General features: G+C 64.4%; 11 protein-coding genes. 4 read left to right on the plus strand and 7 right to left on the minus strand.

All coding sequences use genetic code 11. The features are described from left to right. Positions 1 to 9: 9 nt before the first annotated feature. The 4 genes from QRN45_RS04110 to QRN45_RS04125 all read right to left on the minus strand — a co-directional run bounded on the left by QRN45_RS04110 (position 10) and on the right by QRN45_RS04125 (position 4933). On the minus strand, positions 10 to 387 hold the full coding sequence (locus QRN45_RS04110) for a GntR family transcriptional regulator (protein WP_078108788.1): 378 nt from the start codon (positions 385 to 387) through the stop codon (positions 10 to 12). Then, positions 384 to 2204, minus strand: a complete 1821-nt coding sequence (locus QRN45_RS04115; RefSeq protein WP_241707839.1) for an ABC transporter ATP-binding protein — start codon at positions 2202 to 2204, stop codon at positions 384 to 386. Before QRN45_RS04115 ends, QRN45_RS04110 begins: the two co-directional genes overlap by 4 nt. A 68-nt stretch (positions 2205 to 2272) precedes the next feature. Continuing rightward, complete coding sequence (locus tag QRN45_RS04120; RefSeq protein ID WP_241707775.1) at positions 2273 to 4015, minus strand: ABC transporter ATP-binding protein; 1743 nt, start codon at positions 4013 to 4015, stop codon at positions 2273 to 2275. Positions 4016 to 4153: 138 nt separating this feature from the next. After that, complete coding sequence (locus QRN45_RS04125; protein WP_241707776.1) at positions 4154 to 4933, minus strand: trans-aconitate 2-methyltransferase; 780 nt, start codon at positions 4931 to 4933, stop codon at positions 4154 to 4156. 57 nt (positions 4934 to 4990) lie between these two features. Here QRN45_RS04125 and QRN45_RS04130 point away from each other — a divergent pair, with 57 nt between their 5' ends. Genes QRN45_RS04130 through QRN45_RS04140 form a run of 3 tightly spaced genes read left to right on the plus strand, consistent with a single transcriptional unit; the run spans position 4991 to position 9400 of the window. Further along, on the plus strand, positions 4991 to 7516 hold the full coding sequence (locus tag QRN45_RS04130) for a DEAD/DEAH box helicase (protein ID WP_241707777.1): 2526 nt from the start codon (positions 4991 to 4993) through the stop codon (positions 7514 to 7516). 20 nt (positions 7517 to 7536) lie between these two features. Next, entirely contained in the window at positions 7537 to 8037 is a 501-nt protein-coding gene (locus QRN45_RS04135) for a GNAT family N-acetyltransferase (RefSeq protein WP_241707778.1), read from the plus strand. 28 nt (positions 8038 to 8065) lie between these two features. Then, positions 8066 to 9400 (plus strand): alpha/beta fold hydrolase, encoded by a 1335-nt coding sequence (locus QRN45_RS04140; RefSeq protein ID WP_241707840.1) that lies wholly within the window; start codon positions 8066 to 8068, stop codon positions 9398 to 9400. Positions 9401 to 9458: 58 nt separating this feature from the next. On the opposite strand, the gene QRN45_RS04145 is transcribed toward QRN45_RS04140, so the two are convergent. From QRN45_RS04145 to coaE, 3 genes are all read right to left on the minus strand, one after another. After that, complete coding sequence (locus QRN45_RS04145) at positions 9459 to 10493, minus strand: TerC family protein (protein WP_078108784.1); 1035 nt, start codon at positions 10491 to 10493, stop codon at positions 9459 to 9461. A 181-nt stretch (positions 10494 to 10674) separates the two neighbouring features. Then, positions 10675 to 12762 carry an excinuclease ABC subunit UvrB gene (gene uvrB / locus QRN45_RS04150; protein WP_241707779.1) on the minus strand — a complete coding sequence of 696 codons (2088 nt, stop codon included), beginning with the start codon at positions 12760 to 12762 and terminating at the stop codon, positions 10675 to 10677. Between the two features lie 45 nt (positions 12763 to 12807). Continuing rightward, positions 12808 to 14028, minus strand: coding sequence for a dephospho-CoA kinase (gene coaE, locus QRN45_RS04155; RefSeq protein WP_241707780.1), 1221 nt, complete (start codon positions 14026 to 14028; stop codon positions 12808 to 12810). A 22-nt stretch (positions 14029 to 14050) separates the two neighbouring features. Here coaE and QRN45_RS04160 point away from each other — a divergent pair, with 22 nt between their 5' ends. Next, on the plus strand, positions 14051 to 14740 hold the full coding sequence (locus QRN45_RS04160) for an IMPACT family protein (protein WP_241707781.1): 690 nt from the start codon (positions 14051 to 14053) through the stop codon (positions 14738 to 14740). Positions 14741 to 14945 lie beyond the last annotated feature (205 nt).

The following is a 14945-nucleotide window of genomic DNA, read 5'->3' on the forward strand; positions in this document are numbered from 1 at the left end:
TGACGGGTATCAATCGGCGTCGTAAGCGGCAGCCAGAAGCTGCACCGCCTCGGCGAAACTGGCACCCTGCGCCTTGGCCGCCGCGGAGTAGCTCGCAGCGACTGCCGCCAATGCGCTCCAGCGGTCATCCCGTGCGCACACGACTGTTCCGTTGCGCCCACGGGTTGCGACTACTCCCGCAGCTTCAAGTTCCTTGTAGGCACGGGCCACCGTGTGGGGAGCGACATCCAACTGTTCGGCCAAGCTCCGCACAGCCGGAAGTTTGCTGCCGACAGCCAGGGTGCCGCCGTCGGCCAATTCGATGATGCGGAGCCGAAGCTGCTCGTACAGGGCAACGGTGCTGGACTGGTTGGGACGCCAGGAACCTGGAAACTCAAGCGGGCTCATGAGGCTTCCCTGCCGCCCTGGCCGGCGCGATGCTTGGCGGACCTCACGGGCATCTCGGCGAGCTCCCCGCCTCCCGAGGCAAACTGTGCTTCATGCAACCGGGCATAGTGCCCGCCAAGCTTCAGCAGGGAATGATGGGTGCCGTGTTCAACGATCCGTCCGTGGTCCATGACGAGAATTAGATCAGCGTCGCGGATGGTGGACAAGCGGTGCGCAATGACGAATGACGTCTTGTTGCTCCGCAGCCTGTGCATCGCTTGCCGGATAAGGACTTCCGTGCGGGTATCCACCGAACTTGTCGCCTCGTCCAGGATCAGGATGGGGCGCCCGGAGAGCCGTGCCCGCGCGATGCTCAGCAATTGCCTTTGGCCCTGGCTGAGGGGATCTCCTCCGTTGCTGAGCATGGTTGAATACCCGTTGGGCAGCGAGCGGACAAAGTGGTCAACGTGGCTCGCCTCGGCGGCGGCCACGATTTCGGCCTCGCTGGCACCTGGCCGTCCATACTCGATGTTCTCCCTGATGGTCCCGGTGAAAATCCACGGGTCCTGGAGGACGACGCCGAAATTCCGGCGGAGCGCGTCACGGCGCATGCCGGCGATGTCCACGCCGTCGATCGTGATCCTCCCGGATGCGAGTTCGTGGAAGCGCATGAGGAGGCTGACCAGCGTGGTTTTGCCCGCTCCGGTGTGCCCGACGATCGCCACCGTCTGTCCCGGTTCAACATGGAAGGACAGGTCCTGGATCAGGGGGGCATCCGGCCGGTAGCTGAAGGAGATGCGTTCGAAGGCAACCCTCCCGGCAGGAAGATCAAACCGCCCATCAAAGCCCGGGCGGGCGTCGGCCCGGGAACCAGCGCCCGGCTCCCCGGGCTCCCCCGTTATTTCATCGGCGTCCAACAGTTCGAAGACCCTGCTCGCGGATACTGCGCACGATTGCAGTACCTGGGCCATGCCGCCGATCTGTCCAAGCGGCTGGCTGAAGAGCCGGTTGAATTGGATGAACGCTTGAATGCCGCCAATACTCATCGCTCCGGCAAGGAATTGGAGGGCACCAACGATCGCAACCCCCACATAGCTGGCGTTCGACACGAAAGCCATGAGCGGTACCAGCAATCCCGAAGCGAACTGTGCCTTGGAACTGGCGGCGTACAGGCCATCGTTGTGGGCAGCGAAGCGGGCCGCAATGGCGGGCTGGGCGTTGAAAAGCTTGATGGCCTCATGGCCTGTTGCCGTTTCCTCCACGAGTGAGTTCACGTCGCCCGTGGCCTCCCACTGCCGGACGAAGTATTTCTGCGAGCGTCGGGTCACGACAATCGAGGCCAGGGCCGATACCGGAACGGCCAAGAGGGACACGACGGCGAGGAGGGGCGAAAGGAGGAGCATCATCCCGAGGGAACCGAGGACCATCAACGTTGAGGTCAAGAGCTGGGAGAGGAGCTGGTTGAGCGTCTGCGACACGTTGTCGAGGTCGTTCGTCGCACGGCTCAGGACGTCGCCCCGGGAACGGCCGTCGTAGTACGCCACGGGAAGCCGGTGCAGTTTCGCTTCCACGGCTTCCCGGAGATCGTGTGCGAGGCGCTGCACGGCGAGGGCGTTGAGGCGGCCCTGCGCCCAGCTGAACAGCGCCGTGACGCAATACATGGCTGCGGCCACGAGCAGCAGGGAGACAAATCGCGCCGTGTCGAACTTCGCCCCGAACACTGCGGCCGCGATGACGTCGGTGGCGTCGCCGAGGATTTTGGGCGCCACGACATTGAGGGTGACGAAACCGCAGATGCACAGGATCGCCACTGCCATGATTCCCCGGGCGGGCTTCATCAAGCCCACCAGGCGGAGGAGCGACCGCGATGGTTTCCCTGTGACGGCGAGGAGCTCGCTTGCGCTGCTCACGCGGCTTCTTCCGTTTCCAGCTGGGACGCCACGATTTCCCGGTAGGTTTCCGAGGAACCAAGAAGTTCGTCGTGGGTCCCCCGCGCCACCAGGCGGCCCTCGTCGATGAGCAGAATCTGGTCCGCCGACACCACGGTGTTGACGCGTTGGGCGACGATGATGATGGTTGCCCCGCGCAGTTCCGGCTCAAGCGCGGCACGGAGCTTTGCTTCCGTGACGGTGTCCAGCGCCGAGAAGCTGTCGTCAAAGAGGTAGACGGATGCCGGGCGCAGAATGGCGCGGGCTATGCACAAACGCTGTCGCTGGCCGCCGGAGAGCCCGGCGCCGCCTTGGGACAACATGGTTTCCAGTCCTTGCGGCAGCTCATTCACGAAATCCGCTGCCTGCGCGGTTTCAAGGGCATGCCACAACTGGGAATCCGTGGCCGAGGGCAGCGAAATCCGCAGGTTCTCGGCGATGGTTCCGCGAAACAACCAGCTCTCCTGGGGCACGACGCCGAGCTGCTCGCGCAAGGCCCCGAGGGGAACCCCGGCAATGTCCCGGCCATCGAGCGAAATGCTTCCGCTGCTCACCTCGAGCAGCCTCGGCACCAGGCTGACGATGGTCGACTTGCCGCTTCCCGTGGAGCCGATGACCGCCGTCGTGGTCCCCGGAGCCGCATGGAAGGTGATGCTGTCGAGTACGGGCGTTTCGGCTCCAGGGTAGGCGAAAACGACATTCTCGAAGCGCAAGCCTTCGGGCCTCGCGGGGCGGACCAACCCGCCGGCACCGTTGCCCGGCAAGACCGTTTCGGAATCCGTGTTGAGCACCTCGGTGACGCGCTCGGCGCTGACAGCCGCGCGGGGCGCCGTGCTCAACACGTACATTGCCATCATGATCGCAAGGAGGATCTGCATGATGTAGGCGATGAACGCCGTGAGTGCACCCAGCTGCATGTCTCCGGCGATGATGCGGTGGCCGCCGAGCCAGACCACGCCCGCGGAGGAGAGGTTGACCACGATCATGACGAGCGGAAGCATGGCCGCGACGATCCGGGCAGAACGGAGATTGTTCTTTGTCAAGGCGTCGTTGGCGGCCTCGAACCGTTTCATCTCAAAGGGCTGGCGGACGAATGCCCGGATGACCGCGGTCCCCAGGATCTGTTCGCGGAGCACGCCGTTTATCCGGTCCACCAGGTTTTGGCCCTCGCGGTACAGCGGGACGAGCTTGCGCACTATCAACAGCATGATGAGCAGCAGCACGGGAACAATCGCGAAAACGATCCAGGACAGGGCCACGTCCTGTTCGACGGCGAGGATCACGCCGCCGATACCCATGACGGGAGCTGCCACCAGCATGCTCAAAACGAGCACCGTGATGTTCTGCAGTTGCAGGACGTCGTTGGTGGTCCTGACCACAAGGCTGGCCGGTCCGAACGCCGCCACGTCCTGGTCCGGCAGGGAATGTATTTTGTCGAACAGTTCCTGCCGCAGTCCGCGGCCGACCTTCATGGCGACAATGGCTCCAAGGTAGCCGGCCAGCACGGCGGCGAGCACCTGGATGACCGTGAGGACCAGCATCCACCCGCCGAGGCGCAGGATCACCCCGCTGTTCCCGGCGACGAGGCCGTCGTCGACGATCTTGGCATTGAAGGTGGGCAGGAGGAGTGTGGCGCCGGTCTGGACAAGCTGCAGGAGAACGATGGCCAAGACGTGGCTCTTGTAGGGAGCCAGGCGCTGCAACAGCAAGGATGCCAGCACATTGCCTCCAATCGTTGGCCTCCGGAGCCGCGGATTTCACACGATGCCGCCCCTGGATCGCGTTGCCATTGTAGTTCAGATCACAGTGCGAATCCTTGTCATCAGGGCGTTTCCGGAGTCCTTTGGACCTGGGCCGGCTCAGCCCTGTTTTTGTGCCACCGCAAAAATCCTGCGGAACGCAAACAGCGTGCCGTGCCGCCCCCGTGGATAGGCCTCGCGGAGGGCCGCCGCGTAGTGGTTTTCGAAAGCGCGCGCTTCGGCTTCGGGGAGGGCTGCGAGCACCGGACGCAGGCCGGTTCCCCGCACCCACTCCAGGACCGGATCGGCTCCCGGCAGAAGTTGCTGGTAGGTCGTTTCCCAAGCGTCGGCTGCGCATCCGGCGTCGAGCATGATCCGCAGGTAGTCGGCCGGTTCCCCGACGGCGTCGTCGTGGCGAAGCACGCCGGACAGCTTCCCGGACCATTCGGGCGAGGCGGCCAGTTCGCGCATGAGCACGTGGGACGGCGCACCGAAGTTTCCGGGGACCTGGAGCGCAAACCAGGCTCCCGGTTTCAGCGCTTCAAGCCACGCGGCGAGCATCGTCAAGTGGCCCGGCACCCATTGCAACGCCGCGTTGCTGACGACGACGTCGGTGTCCGCTTCCGGCGTCCACCCGGCGATGTCGGCGTGCACGAACGAAAGAGCAGGGTGCGCGGCAGCGAGGGCGTGGGCTTTGGCCAGCATGTCCGCTGAGGAGTCCAGCCCGACGACGGCGGCGCGGGGCCACCGCGTCGCGAGCGTCGCCGTCAGGTTCCCCGGGCCGCAGCCCAGGTCCACGACGTGCCGCGGATCCTCCGCCAGGATCCTCGAGGCCAGGTCAAAGAACGGCCGGTCACGGTGATTGCCGAACTCGACGTACTTGGCTGGATCCCACTTCACTGCATGCTCCATCGTCGGTCTCCGTCGTCTGCTCCACCCACACTAAGCTGGAAGGCAATGAAACTTCTTGAGCAGCTCACCGACGGCGCACGCGTTGACCCGGACGAAATCTACACACGCTTCGTCGAATGGACGGAGAGCCGCGGGCTCCAGCTGTACCCTGCCCAGGACGAAGCCATCATGGAACTAGCGTCCGGTTCCAACGTCATCCTGGCGACCCCCACCGGCTCTGGAAAGTCCCTCGTGGCGATCGCCGCGCACTTCGAGGCGATGTCCCGCGGCTTGCGCAGCTACTACACGGCCCCCATCAAGGCCCTGGTCTCCGAGAAGTTCTTCGCCCTCTGCGACATTTTCGGAGCGGAGAACGTGGGCATGATCACCGGTGATTCGGGAGTCAACCAGGACGCCCCGATCATCTGCTGCACCGCAGAAATCCTCGCCAACATCGCCTTGCGCGAAGGCAAGGAGGCCGAGCTCGGCACGGTCATCATGGACGAATTCCACTTCTATTCCGATCCCCAGCGCGGTTGGGCGTGGCAAGTGCCGCTCCTTGAGCTCCCCCAGGCCCAGTTCCTGCTGATGTCGGCCACCCTGGGAGACGTCAGCCGCTTCGAAGCCGGCCTGAGCGAACTCACCGGGCGGTCCACTACCACCGTGAGTTCGGCCGAACGGCCCATCCCGCTGCATTACTACTTCCAGGAAACGCCGGTCCACGAAACCCTGGAGGAGCTGCTGAGCACCAAGCAGGTTCCCGTGTACGTGGTGCATTTCAGCCAGGTCGAGGCCATCGAGCGTGCCCAGAACCTCATGAGCGTCAACATGTGCACCCGCGAGGAGAAGGACAAGATTGCCGAGCTGATCGCCGGTTTCCGGTTCGCCGCCGGCTTCGGCAAGACCCTGAACCGGCTGGTCCGCCATGGCATCGGCGTCCACCACGCGGGCATGCTGCCGAAGTACCGCCGCCTCGTGGAGCAATTGGCACAGGCAGGACTCCTGAAGGTCATTTGCGGCACCGACACGCTCGGCGTCGGGATCAACGTTCCCATCCGCACTGTCCTCCTGACGGCGCTCAGCAAGTACGACGGCGTCCGCACCCGCCTGCTGAACTCCCGGGAGTTCCACCAGATCGCGGGCCGCGCCGGCCGTGCGGGCTATGACACTGCCGGAACGGTCGTGGTGCAGGCTCCCGAACACGTCGTGGAAAACGCGAAGGCGATGGCAAAGGCCACCGCCAAGTTCGGCGACGACCAGAAGAAGCTGAGGCAGGTCGTGCGGAAGAAGCCGCCGGAAGGCTTCGTGTCCTGGGGGCAGCCCACCTTCACCCGTTTGGTGGAGTCCGTGCCGGACCCGTTGACCTCGAGTTTCACCGTGACCCATGCCATGCTGCTCAACTTGATGGAGCGCCCTGGCGACCCGTTCGCCGCTGCCCGTCGTCTCCTGACCGAAAACCACGAGGCGCGCCCCGCCCAGCTGCAGCTCATGAAGAAGGCCTTGGGCATCTACCGCGAGCTGCTGGCAGCCGGCGTGGTCGAACGCATTCCCGAGGCCGAGCAGGAGAAAGAAGGCCGCTCCGTGCGGTTGACCGTTCACCTGCAAGCCAACTTCGCGCTGAACCAGCCTCTTTCACCGTTCGCGCTTGCCGCGCTCGAACTCCTGGATCCGGAGTCGCCGTCGTACGCCTTGGACGTGGTGTCCGTGATCGAGTCAACCCTCGAGAAGCCACGGCAGATCCTGTCTGCGCAGCAGAAGAAGGCACGCGGCGAGGCCGTCGCCGCGATGAAGGCCGATGGCATCGATTACGACCAGCGAATGGCGATGCTCGAAGAGGTCACCTACCCCCAGCCGTTGGCGGAGATCCTCGGCGAAGCGTTTGAGGTGTACCGGAAGGCTGCACCCTGGGTGGGCGACTTCGAGCTTGCTCCGAAGTCGGTGGTCCGCGACATGTATGAGCGCGCCATGAATTTCGGTGAGTTCGTGCAGTTCTATGGGCTCGCCCGCTCCGAAGGGATCGTGCTGCGGTATCTGGCCGATGGGTTCAAGGCCCTGCGCCAGACCGTCCCCCAGGACTCCCTTCGCGAAGACCTCGAGGACCTCATCGCCTGGCTGGGTGAACTGGTCCGCCAGGTCGACTCGAGCCTGCTCGACGAGTGGGAAGAGCTTACCTCCGGGGTGGCCCCGACGCCGCACGACGCTCCGCCTCCCGCGCCGCCGTCGCTCACGTCCAACATCCGCGCCTTCAGGGTCATGGTCCGCAACGAAATGTTCCGGCGCGTTGAGTTGTTCGCGGACGAGGATGCGGCCGCCCTGGGCGAGCTCGACGCCGGCAGCGGCTGGGATGCGGAACGCTGGGAAGACGCTTTGGACGACTACTTCGACGAACACGACGACATCGGAACCGGCCCCGATGCCCGGGGCCCGGGACTCCTCATGATCACCGAGGAACCCGGCGTCTGGCGCGTACGGCAGATTTTCGATGACCCGGCCCGCAACCATGACTGGGGCGTGTCCGCCGAAGTGGACCTGGCAGCCTCCGACGAGAGCGGCACGGCCGTGGTCAGGGTGACCGCGGTCAACCGTCTCTAGGCGCCTAGTAAGCTCGAATCATGAGTGTTATCCGCCCAGCCACATTATCCGATGTTCCCGCGATCCTGCAGATGATCCACGAGCTTGCGGTCTACGAAAAAGAGCCCGACGCCGTGAAGAACACGCCGGAAATGCTCACCGAGGCTTTGTTCGGCGAAAATCCGCGGGTGTACGCACACATGGCGGAAAACGCGGCCGGGGATGTCCAGGGCTTTGCCTTGTGGTTCCTGAACTACTCCACGTGGGAAGGCGTCCACGGCATCTACCTCGAGGACCTCTACGTCACTCCCGCTGCGCGAGGCGAGGGCCACGGGAAGGCGCTCCTGCGGCACCTGGCCGCGACCGCCGTCGAACGCGGCTATGCGCGGGTCGAATGGAGCGTCCTGGACTGGAACGAACCGTCCATCAACTTCTACCGCAACCTCGGTGCCGTTCCGATGGACGGCTGGTCCACGTTCCGCCTGAGCGGCGACGCCCTGGGCGCCTTCGGCAGCGATGACAAGGTCATGGCCCGTGGCTGAGCGCACGGTCGGGGGTCTCGCTGAGCCCATGGTTGGGCAAGCGGCGCACACCATCCGGGCAAGGCACGAATTCCGGGGTGTCCGCACCACCGAGCATTTCTTCACCGTCCCGCTCGACCATTGGGCGTCCGGAGGTGAAGAAGCTCCAGGCAACGCGAAAACGATCACCGTCTTCGCGCGGGAGATCGTCTCTGCCGAGCACTCGGAAGAGGACGCGGACCGGCTGCCGTGGTTGCTCTACCTCCAAGGCGGCCCCGGCGGACGCGGCACCCGGACCACCTCCCTGTCCGGCTGGATGAAGGCTGCCGCAAGGAGTTTCCGCATCCTGATGCTGGACCAACGCGGCACGGGCCTGTCCACGCCGGCGGACCGCAACACCTTGCCGCTCCGGGGCGACGCGGCAGCGCAGGCTGGCTACCTCGCGCATTTCCGGGCGGACTCGATCGTCGCCGACGCCGAACTCATCCGGAAGGCGCTGGGCTCGGAGCCGTGGACCGTCCTTGGCCAGAGCTTCGGCGGTTTCTGCGCGCTGACCTACTTGTCCTTCGCGCCGGAAGGCTTGAGCGAAGTGCTCATCACGGGCGGGCTGGCGCCGTTGGAAGGCCCGGCCGAGCGGGTCTACCGGGCAACCTTCCAACGGGTTGCGGAACGTAACGCGGAATACTTCGCGTGGTACCCCGAGGACCGCGGCCTGGTCACCCGGATTGCGCGGCATCTGGAGTCCACGGAGGAGCGGCTGCCCAGCGGGGAACCACTCACTCCGGAGCGCTTCCAAATGGTGGGATCGTTCCTGGGCGGAAACGCCCGGGTGGATGCCCTGCACACCCTCCTGGAGGATGCGTTCGTGCCCACGCCCGACGGAGAACGGCTCTCCGACGCCTTCCTCGAACAGGTCCACGGGCTGGTCTCCCGCGCATCGAATCCGCTGTACGCGGTGTTGCACGAGTCCATCTACGGCCAGGGCCAGGCCACCGACTGGGCGGCGTGGCGGGTGGGCTCGGAATTCCCGGAATTCCGTCCCGACGCCGCAGAGCCGCTCCTGACCGGCGAAATGGTCTACCCCTGGTACTTCGAGCAGGATCCGGCGCTTGTGCCCCTTCAGGAAGTAGCCGCGCTGTTGGCCGCCAAACAAGACTGGAAACCGCTCTACGATGTGTCCCGGTTGAAAGCGAACACCGTGCCGGTCGCGGCTGCCGTGTACCGCGACGACATCTATGTCGACTTCCAGCTGTCCATGGAAACCGCCGCGGCGGTACGCGGACTGCGTGCCTGGACCACCGGAGACTTTCACCACGACGGCATCGGCGAAGACGGGGAAGGAATCTTCAACCGGCTCCTGGGAATGGCCCGCGGCCAGAACTGAGCCCAGGCCAAAGCGCTGACCGGGGCTCAGTTCTGCTGTGTCAATGGCTCGGCGGTTGTTAGTGGCCGCTGACCTTGTTCATGCTCTTGCGGGAGTCCTCCTCGAGCCGGGCATCCAGTTTGGATTTCGCAGCCGCCGGGGTCAGCAGGCTCGCGACAACCGCCACCACGATGGTGCCGATGATGACCGCCAGGGACACATAGGTCGGGATCTCCGGCGCCCAGTCAATATGGTGGCCGCCGTTGATGAACGGCAGTTCATTGACGTGCATGGCGTGCAGGACCAGCTTGACGCCGATGAACGCGAGGATGACCGACAAGGCGTGCTTGAGGTAGATCAAGCGGGTCATGAGTCCGCCCAGCAGGAAGTACAGCTGGCGAAGGCCCATCAGGGCGAAGATGTTCGCGGTGAAGACGATGAAGGCGCTCTGTGTCAGTCCGAAAATGGCCGGAATGGAATCCACGGCGAACAGGAGGTCCGTCATGCCGATGGTCACGAAGACGATCAGCATGGGAGTGAACAGCTTCTTGCCGTCGACCGTGGTCCTCAGCTTGCCGCCGTCGAACTTCTCCGACATCGGGACAACTTTGCGGATGCGGGCAATCAGCGGACTTTCGGCGGCGTCTTCCTCGTCTTCGCCGTTGTCCGTGGCCTGCTTCCATGCGGTCCACAGCAGGAACGCGCCGAAGATGTAGAAGACCCAGCTGAACTGCTCAATCACCACGGCGCCAAGGGCAATGAAGATACCGCGCAGGACCAGGGCAATGATGATGCCCACCATGAGCACTTCCTGCTGATACTTACGGGGCACCGAGAACCGCGCCATGATGATGATGAAGACAAAGAGATTGTCGATACTCAAGCTGTATTCGGTCACCCAACCGGCGATGAACTGGCTGCCATGCTCCGGGCCGGCAAACGCGAACATCGCCCCGGCGAACACCAAAGCGAGGGTGACGTAGAAGGCGACCCAGAGGCCTGCTTCCTTCATGGAGGGTTCATGCGGACGTTTGATCACCAAAAGAAGGTCGACAAGGAGGATGATTCCGAGAACGACGAAGGAGCCGATCTCAAACCAGGCGGGGAGTTGCATCAAGAATGCCTTTCGCAGGTACGCCAAAACGGCGTAAGTCTCTCCGACCTGCCTGCGTGTCCATGCTCAATAGGCAATCAACGCTCAAACGGCGATCCGCTAGGCCCGGCGAGGCGTCTGTGCCTTGCGTGTTGACGGACTTAGCGCTTGGGATACTCCCCTACGTAGGCCCAACTTTACCCTAGGCATGCCCGGCGGACTGCATCTGGCGTAGTTCGCGCTTGAGGTCTCCCACCTCGTCACGGATCCTCGCTGCGATCTCAAACTGGAGTTCGGCGGCGGCCGCATGCATCTGCTCGGTCAGTTGTTCGATCAGACCCACGAGGTCTTCGGCCGGCGCCGCGGCCAGGCCGTCTTGACGGACCTTCGAAGCGCCCTTGCCCTTGCCGGTCCGGCCGCCCTTTCCGGCTGCGGCCAGCAACTCGCGGGTGTCGGCGTCTTCGCGGGCAAGTTGATCGGTGATGTCTGCGATCTTCTTGCGCAACGGTTGCGGATCCACACCATTGTCCGTGTTGTACTTGACCTGGATTTCCCGGCGGCGGTTGGTTTCCTCGATGGCCTTGGCCATGGAGTCGGTGATCCGGTCGGCGTACATGTGGACCTGGCCCGAGACGTTTCGGGCCGCGCGCCCGATGGTCTGGATGAGGGACGTGGCAGAACGGAGGAAGCCTTCCTTGTCGGCGTCGAGGATGCTGACAAGTGACACTTCGGGCAGGTCGAGGCCCTCGCGGAGCAGGTTGATGCCCACCAGGACGTCGAAGCTGCCCATGCGGAGTTCCCGGAGCAGTTCCACGCGCCGGAGGGTGTCGACGTCGGAGTGCAGGTATTGGACCTTGACCCCATGGCCCAGCAGGTAGTCGGTGAGGTCCTCGGCCATGCGCTTGGTCAGCGTGGTGACCAGCACGCGTTCGTCGCGCTCCACCCGGGTCCGGATTTCCCCGAGGAGATCGTCGATCTGGCCCTTGGTGGGCTTCACGATGACTTCGGGATCGATCAGCCCGGTGGGGCGGATGATCTGCTGGACGGTCCCGTCGGCCTTGCCGAGCTCATATTTTCCGGGGGTCGCGGAAAGGTAGACGGTCTGGCCCACCCGCTCCAGGAACTCATCCCATTTGAGCGGCCTGTTGTCCATCGCGGAAGGCAGCCGGAAGCCGTGGTCCACGAGGGTGCGCTTGCGCGACATATCGCCTTCGTACATGGCGCCGATCTGTGGAACGGTGACGTGGGATTCGTCGATGACCAGCAGGAAGTCGTCCGGGAAGTAGTCGATGAGGCAGTGCGGGGCCGTGCCGGAGCCGCGGCCATCGATGTGCCGCGAGTAGTTCTCGATGCCGTTGCAGAATCCCATTTGCTGCATCATCTCGAGGTCGTACGTGGTGCGCATGCGCAGCCTCTGGGCTTCCACCAGCTTGTTCTGGCCTTCGAGGACCTTGAGCCGCTCGGCGAGTTCCCCCTCGATGGCGGTGATGGCGCGGGACATGCGTTCCGGACCGGCGACATAATGCGAGGCCGGGAAGATGTACATCTCGGTTTCCTCGCGGATGACATCGCCCGTGACCGGATGCAGCGTGTAGATGTTCTCGATCTCGTCGCCGAAGAACTCGATGCGCAGGGCCAGCTCTTCGTACATGGGGATGATTTCCACGGTGTCTCCGCGGACGCGGAAGGTGCCGCGGTGGAAGTCCATGTCGTTGCGGGTGTACTGCATGCCGACAAACTTGCGCAGGAGATCGTCCCGGTTCATTTCGGCGCCTTTGGTGAGCGTGACCATTCCGGCGATGTATTCCTCCGGGGTGCCGAGGCCATAGATGCAGGAAACGGTAGCCACCACGATGACATCCCGGCGGGTCAGCAGCGCGTTGGTAGCCGAGTGCCGCAACCGCTCGACTTCCTCGTTCACGGAGGAGTCCTTCTCAATGAACGTATCCGTCTGCGGAACGTAGGCTTCGGGCTGGTAGTAGTCGTAATACGAAACGAAGTACTCCACCGCGTTGTTGGGCAGCAGTTCCCGGAACTCGTTGGCGAGCTGCGCGGCAAGGGTCTTGTTCTGGACCATCACCAGGGTGGGCCGCTGGACCTGCTCGATCAACCAGGCAGTGGTGGCGCTCTTGCCCGTACCGGTGGCGCCGAGCAGCACGACGTCTTTTTCGCCGTTGTTGATCCGTTCAGTCAGCTCCGCAATGGCGGCCGGCTGGTCACCTGCCGGCTTGAATTCGCTGATGACCTCAAAGGGCGCGACGACGCGGTTGATCTCCTGGGCAAGACTCATGAATCCAATGTACCCCCGCCCGCGGACAGTTACTGTCCGCGTTTTCTAGGCTTGCGCCGCGGAGTACGACGGCGGGTGCCAGCCGCTGCTTCCGGCCCAGGAGTCCATGAGCGGCCAGGCGACCTCGGTGAACCACGGCTCCTTGGCTTCCGCGTACGCCAGGGTCCTGCGGTCTCCGGCGTGGAGCGCGGCGAGCTCGTGCTTCAGGTCCGCATACATGCGCAGGGCGTCGGGGTTGGCGCGGAGCCAATCGCGGAACAACAAGGCATAACGCCACCCCGGACTTCCAAGGACCCGGACGTGGACATTGGCGGGCCGTCCGGGGTCGGCGTTGCAGTGGAAGCGTTTTTGCCATGCCAATGGATCCAGGTCAGGCGGCTTGGGGGTGTCGCGGGCTGAGGCCTCCCGCAACGGGAAGCCGGCCTCGCCCAGGGCCCGGGCTATCCGGTCGGCGGCGTCCAGCGAGGACACATTCACTTGCAGGTCGATGACGTCCTTTGCAGGAAGGCCGGGAACCGACGTCGAACCGATATGGTCTGCACCCAGGACCTCAGGAGATACCCGCCGGATCCGGGCAAGCAGACGTTCAGCCTGGACCGGCCAGTCGGGGTTTGGCGGTGACAATACGGGGCCGCTGGTTCGTGGCGCCGGCCGGTCGGCCGCAAGATTGCGTGCGAACGGGACCAATCGCTCTTCCCACAAGGCGTCCACGAGTGCGGTGATGTCCTGCACGCTTCCCGAGTTGTCCAACACGATGTCGGCCGCCGCCAACCGTTCATCCCTGCTGGCTTGAGCGGCCATGCGGGAGACCGCGTCCTCGGCTGTCATGCCGCGGTTCTCCGTCATGCGCCGGATCCGTTCCCCGTCCGGGGCGTCGACCACCAGCACCAGGTGGAAACTGCTCCCCTGCGCGGTTTCGACCAGCAACGGAATATCCTGGACGACGATGTCTCCGGGTTTCGCGGTCGCGAGCATCCCGGCAGCCCGCTCCCTCACGCGCGGATGGATGATCGCGTTGAGTGCTTCCCGGCGATCGGGCTCAGCGAAGACAATCGCGCCGAGGCGTGCACGGTCAAGGCGACCCCCGGCGTCGACGATGTCTTCACCAAACTCGGCCACGACGCCCGCCAAGCCCGGCGTGCCCGGCTCCACGACTTCGCGTGCCAGAGCGTCGGCGTCGATCAAGACGGCGCCCAACTCCCTCAGCCGGGCGGACACGAGTGATTTGCCGGAGGCGATCCCGCCGGTAAGTCCAATCTTCAGCACCCCTCCACACTAGACTGGGTCGGTGGCAGAACAGGAAGAAAGCCGGGCGACCTCGTACACAACGTTGGCCCCCGGTGACGGTTTCCGCCATGAACTCGAGATCAAGCGTTCGCGCTTCATCACCGTGCTGCGCCGCGCCTCCGACGAGGATGCCGCCCGCGCGTTGGCGTCCGGACTGCGCAAGGAATTCCATGACGCCCGGCACCATTGCTCGGCATTCGTCCTGGGCCCTGATCGCGCCATCCAGCGTTCCAACGACGACGGCGAGCCCTCCGGAACTGCCGGCATCCCCATGCTCGAGGCGCTCATCAAACGCGAGACACTGCCCGGGGTGACTGACCTCAGCGACGTGAGCGCCGTCGTCGTCCGCTATTTCGGCGGGATCCTCCTGGGCGCCGGCGGACTGGTCCGTGCCTACTCCGAGTCAGTCTCGGCCGCTTTGGACTCCGCTCCCCTGGTTCAGCGGCGTCGCCTGCGGATGTGCGACATCCCGGTGCCCCACCACGCGGCCGGAAAGCTGGAAAACGATCTGCGCTCCGCGGGCTACGTCATGGCCGAAACAAGCTACGGGCCCTCAGAGACGATCCTGCGCGTGGCCCTGCCCGATGATGCAAACGCAATCGCCGACGCCGGTGAGCGGCTTGCATCCATGACCGCAGGCGCCTCGGGACTCCAGTTGCGTGGAACGGAATGGGTCGACGTCCAGGGCTGAGCTTCCACACAGGGACATGCCCACCCCTTGTCACTACCACTGGACATAGTGGGTATATGCCCAGTCCTTGCTGCGAACGATGGGCATGTCCCGTGGGGACCCGGGACACGGCTGGGCTTCCACGCAGGGACATGCTCTCCCCCGACCACCACCACTGGACATAGTGGGTATATGCCCAGTCCTTGCTGCGAACGATGGGCATGTC

Source organism: Arthrobacter sp. efr-133-R2A-63 (assembly GCF_030209795.1).
GTDB classification, from domain to species: domain Bacteria; phylum Actinomycetota; class Actinomycetes; order Actinomycetales; family Micrococcaceae; genus Arthrobacter; species Arthrobacter bambusae_A.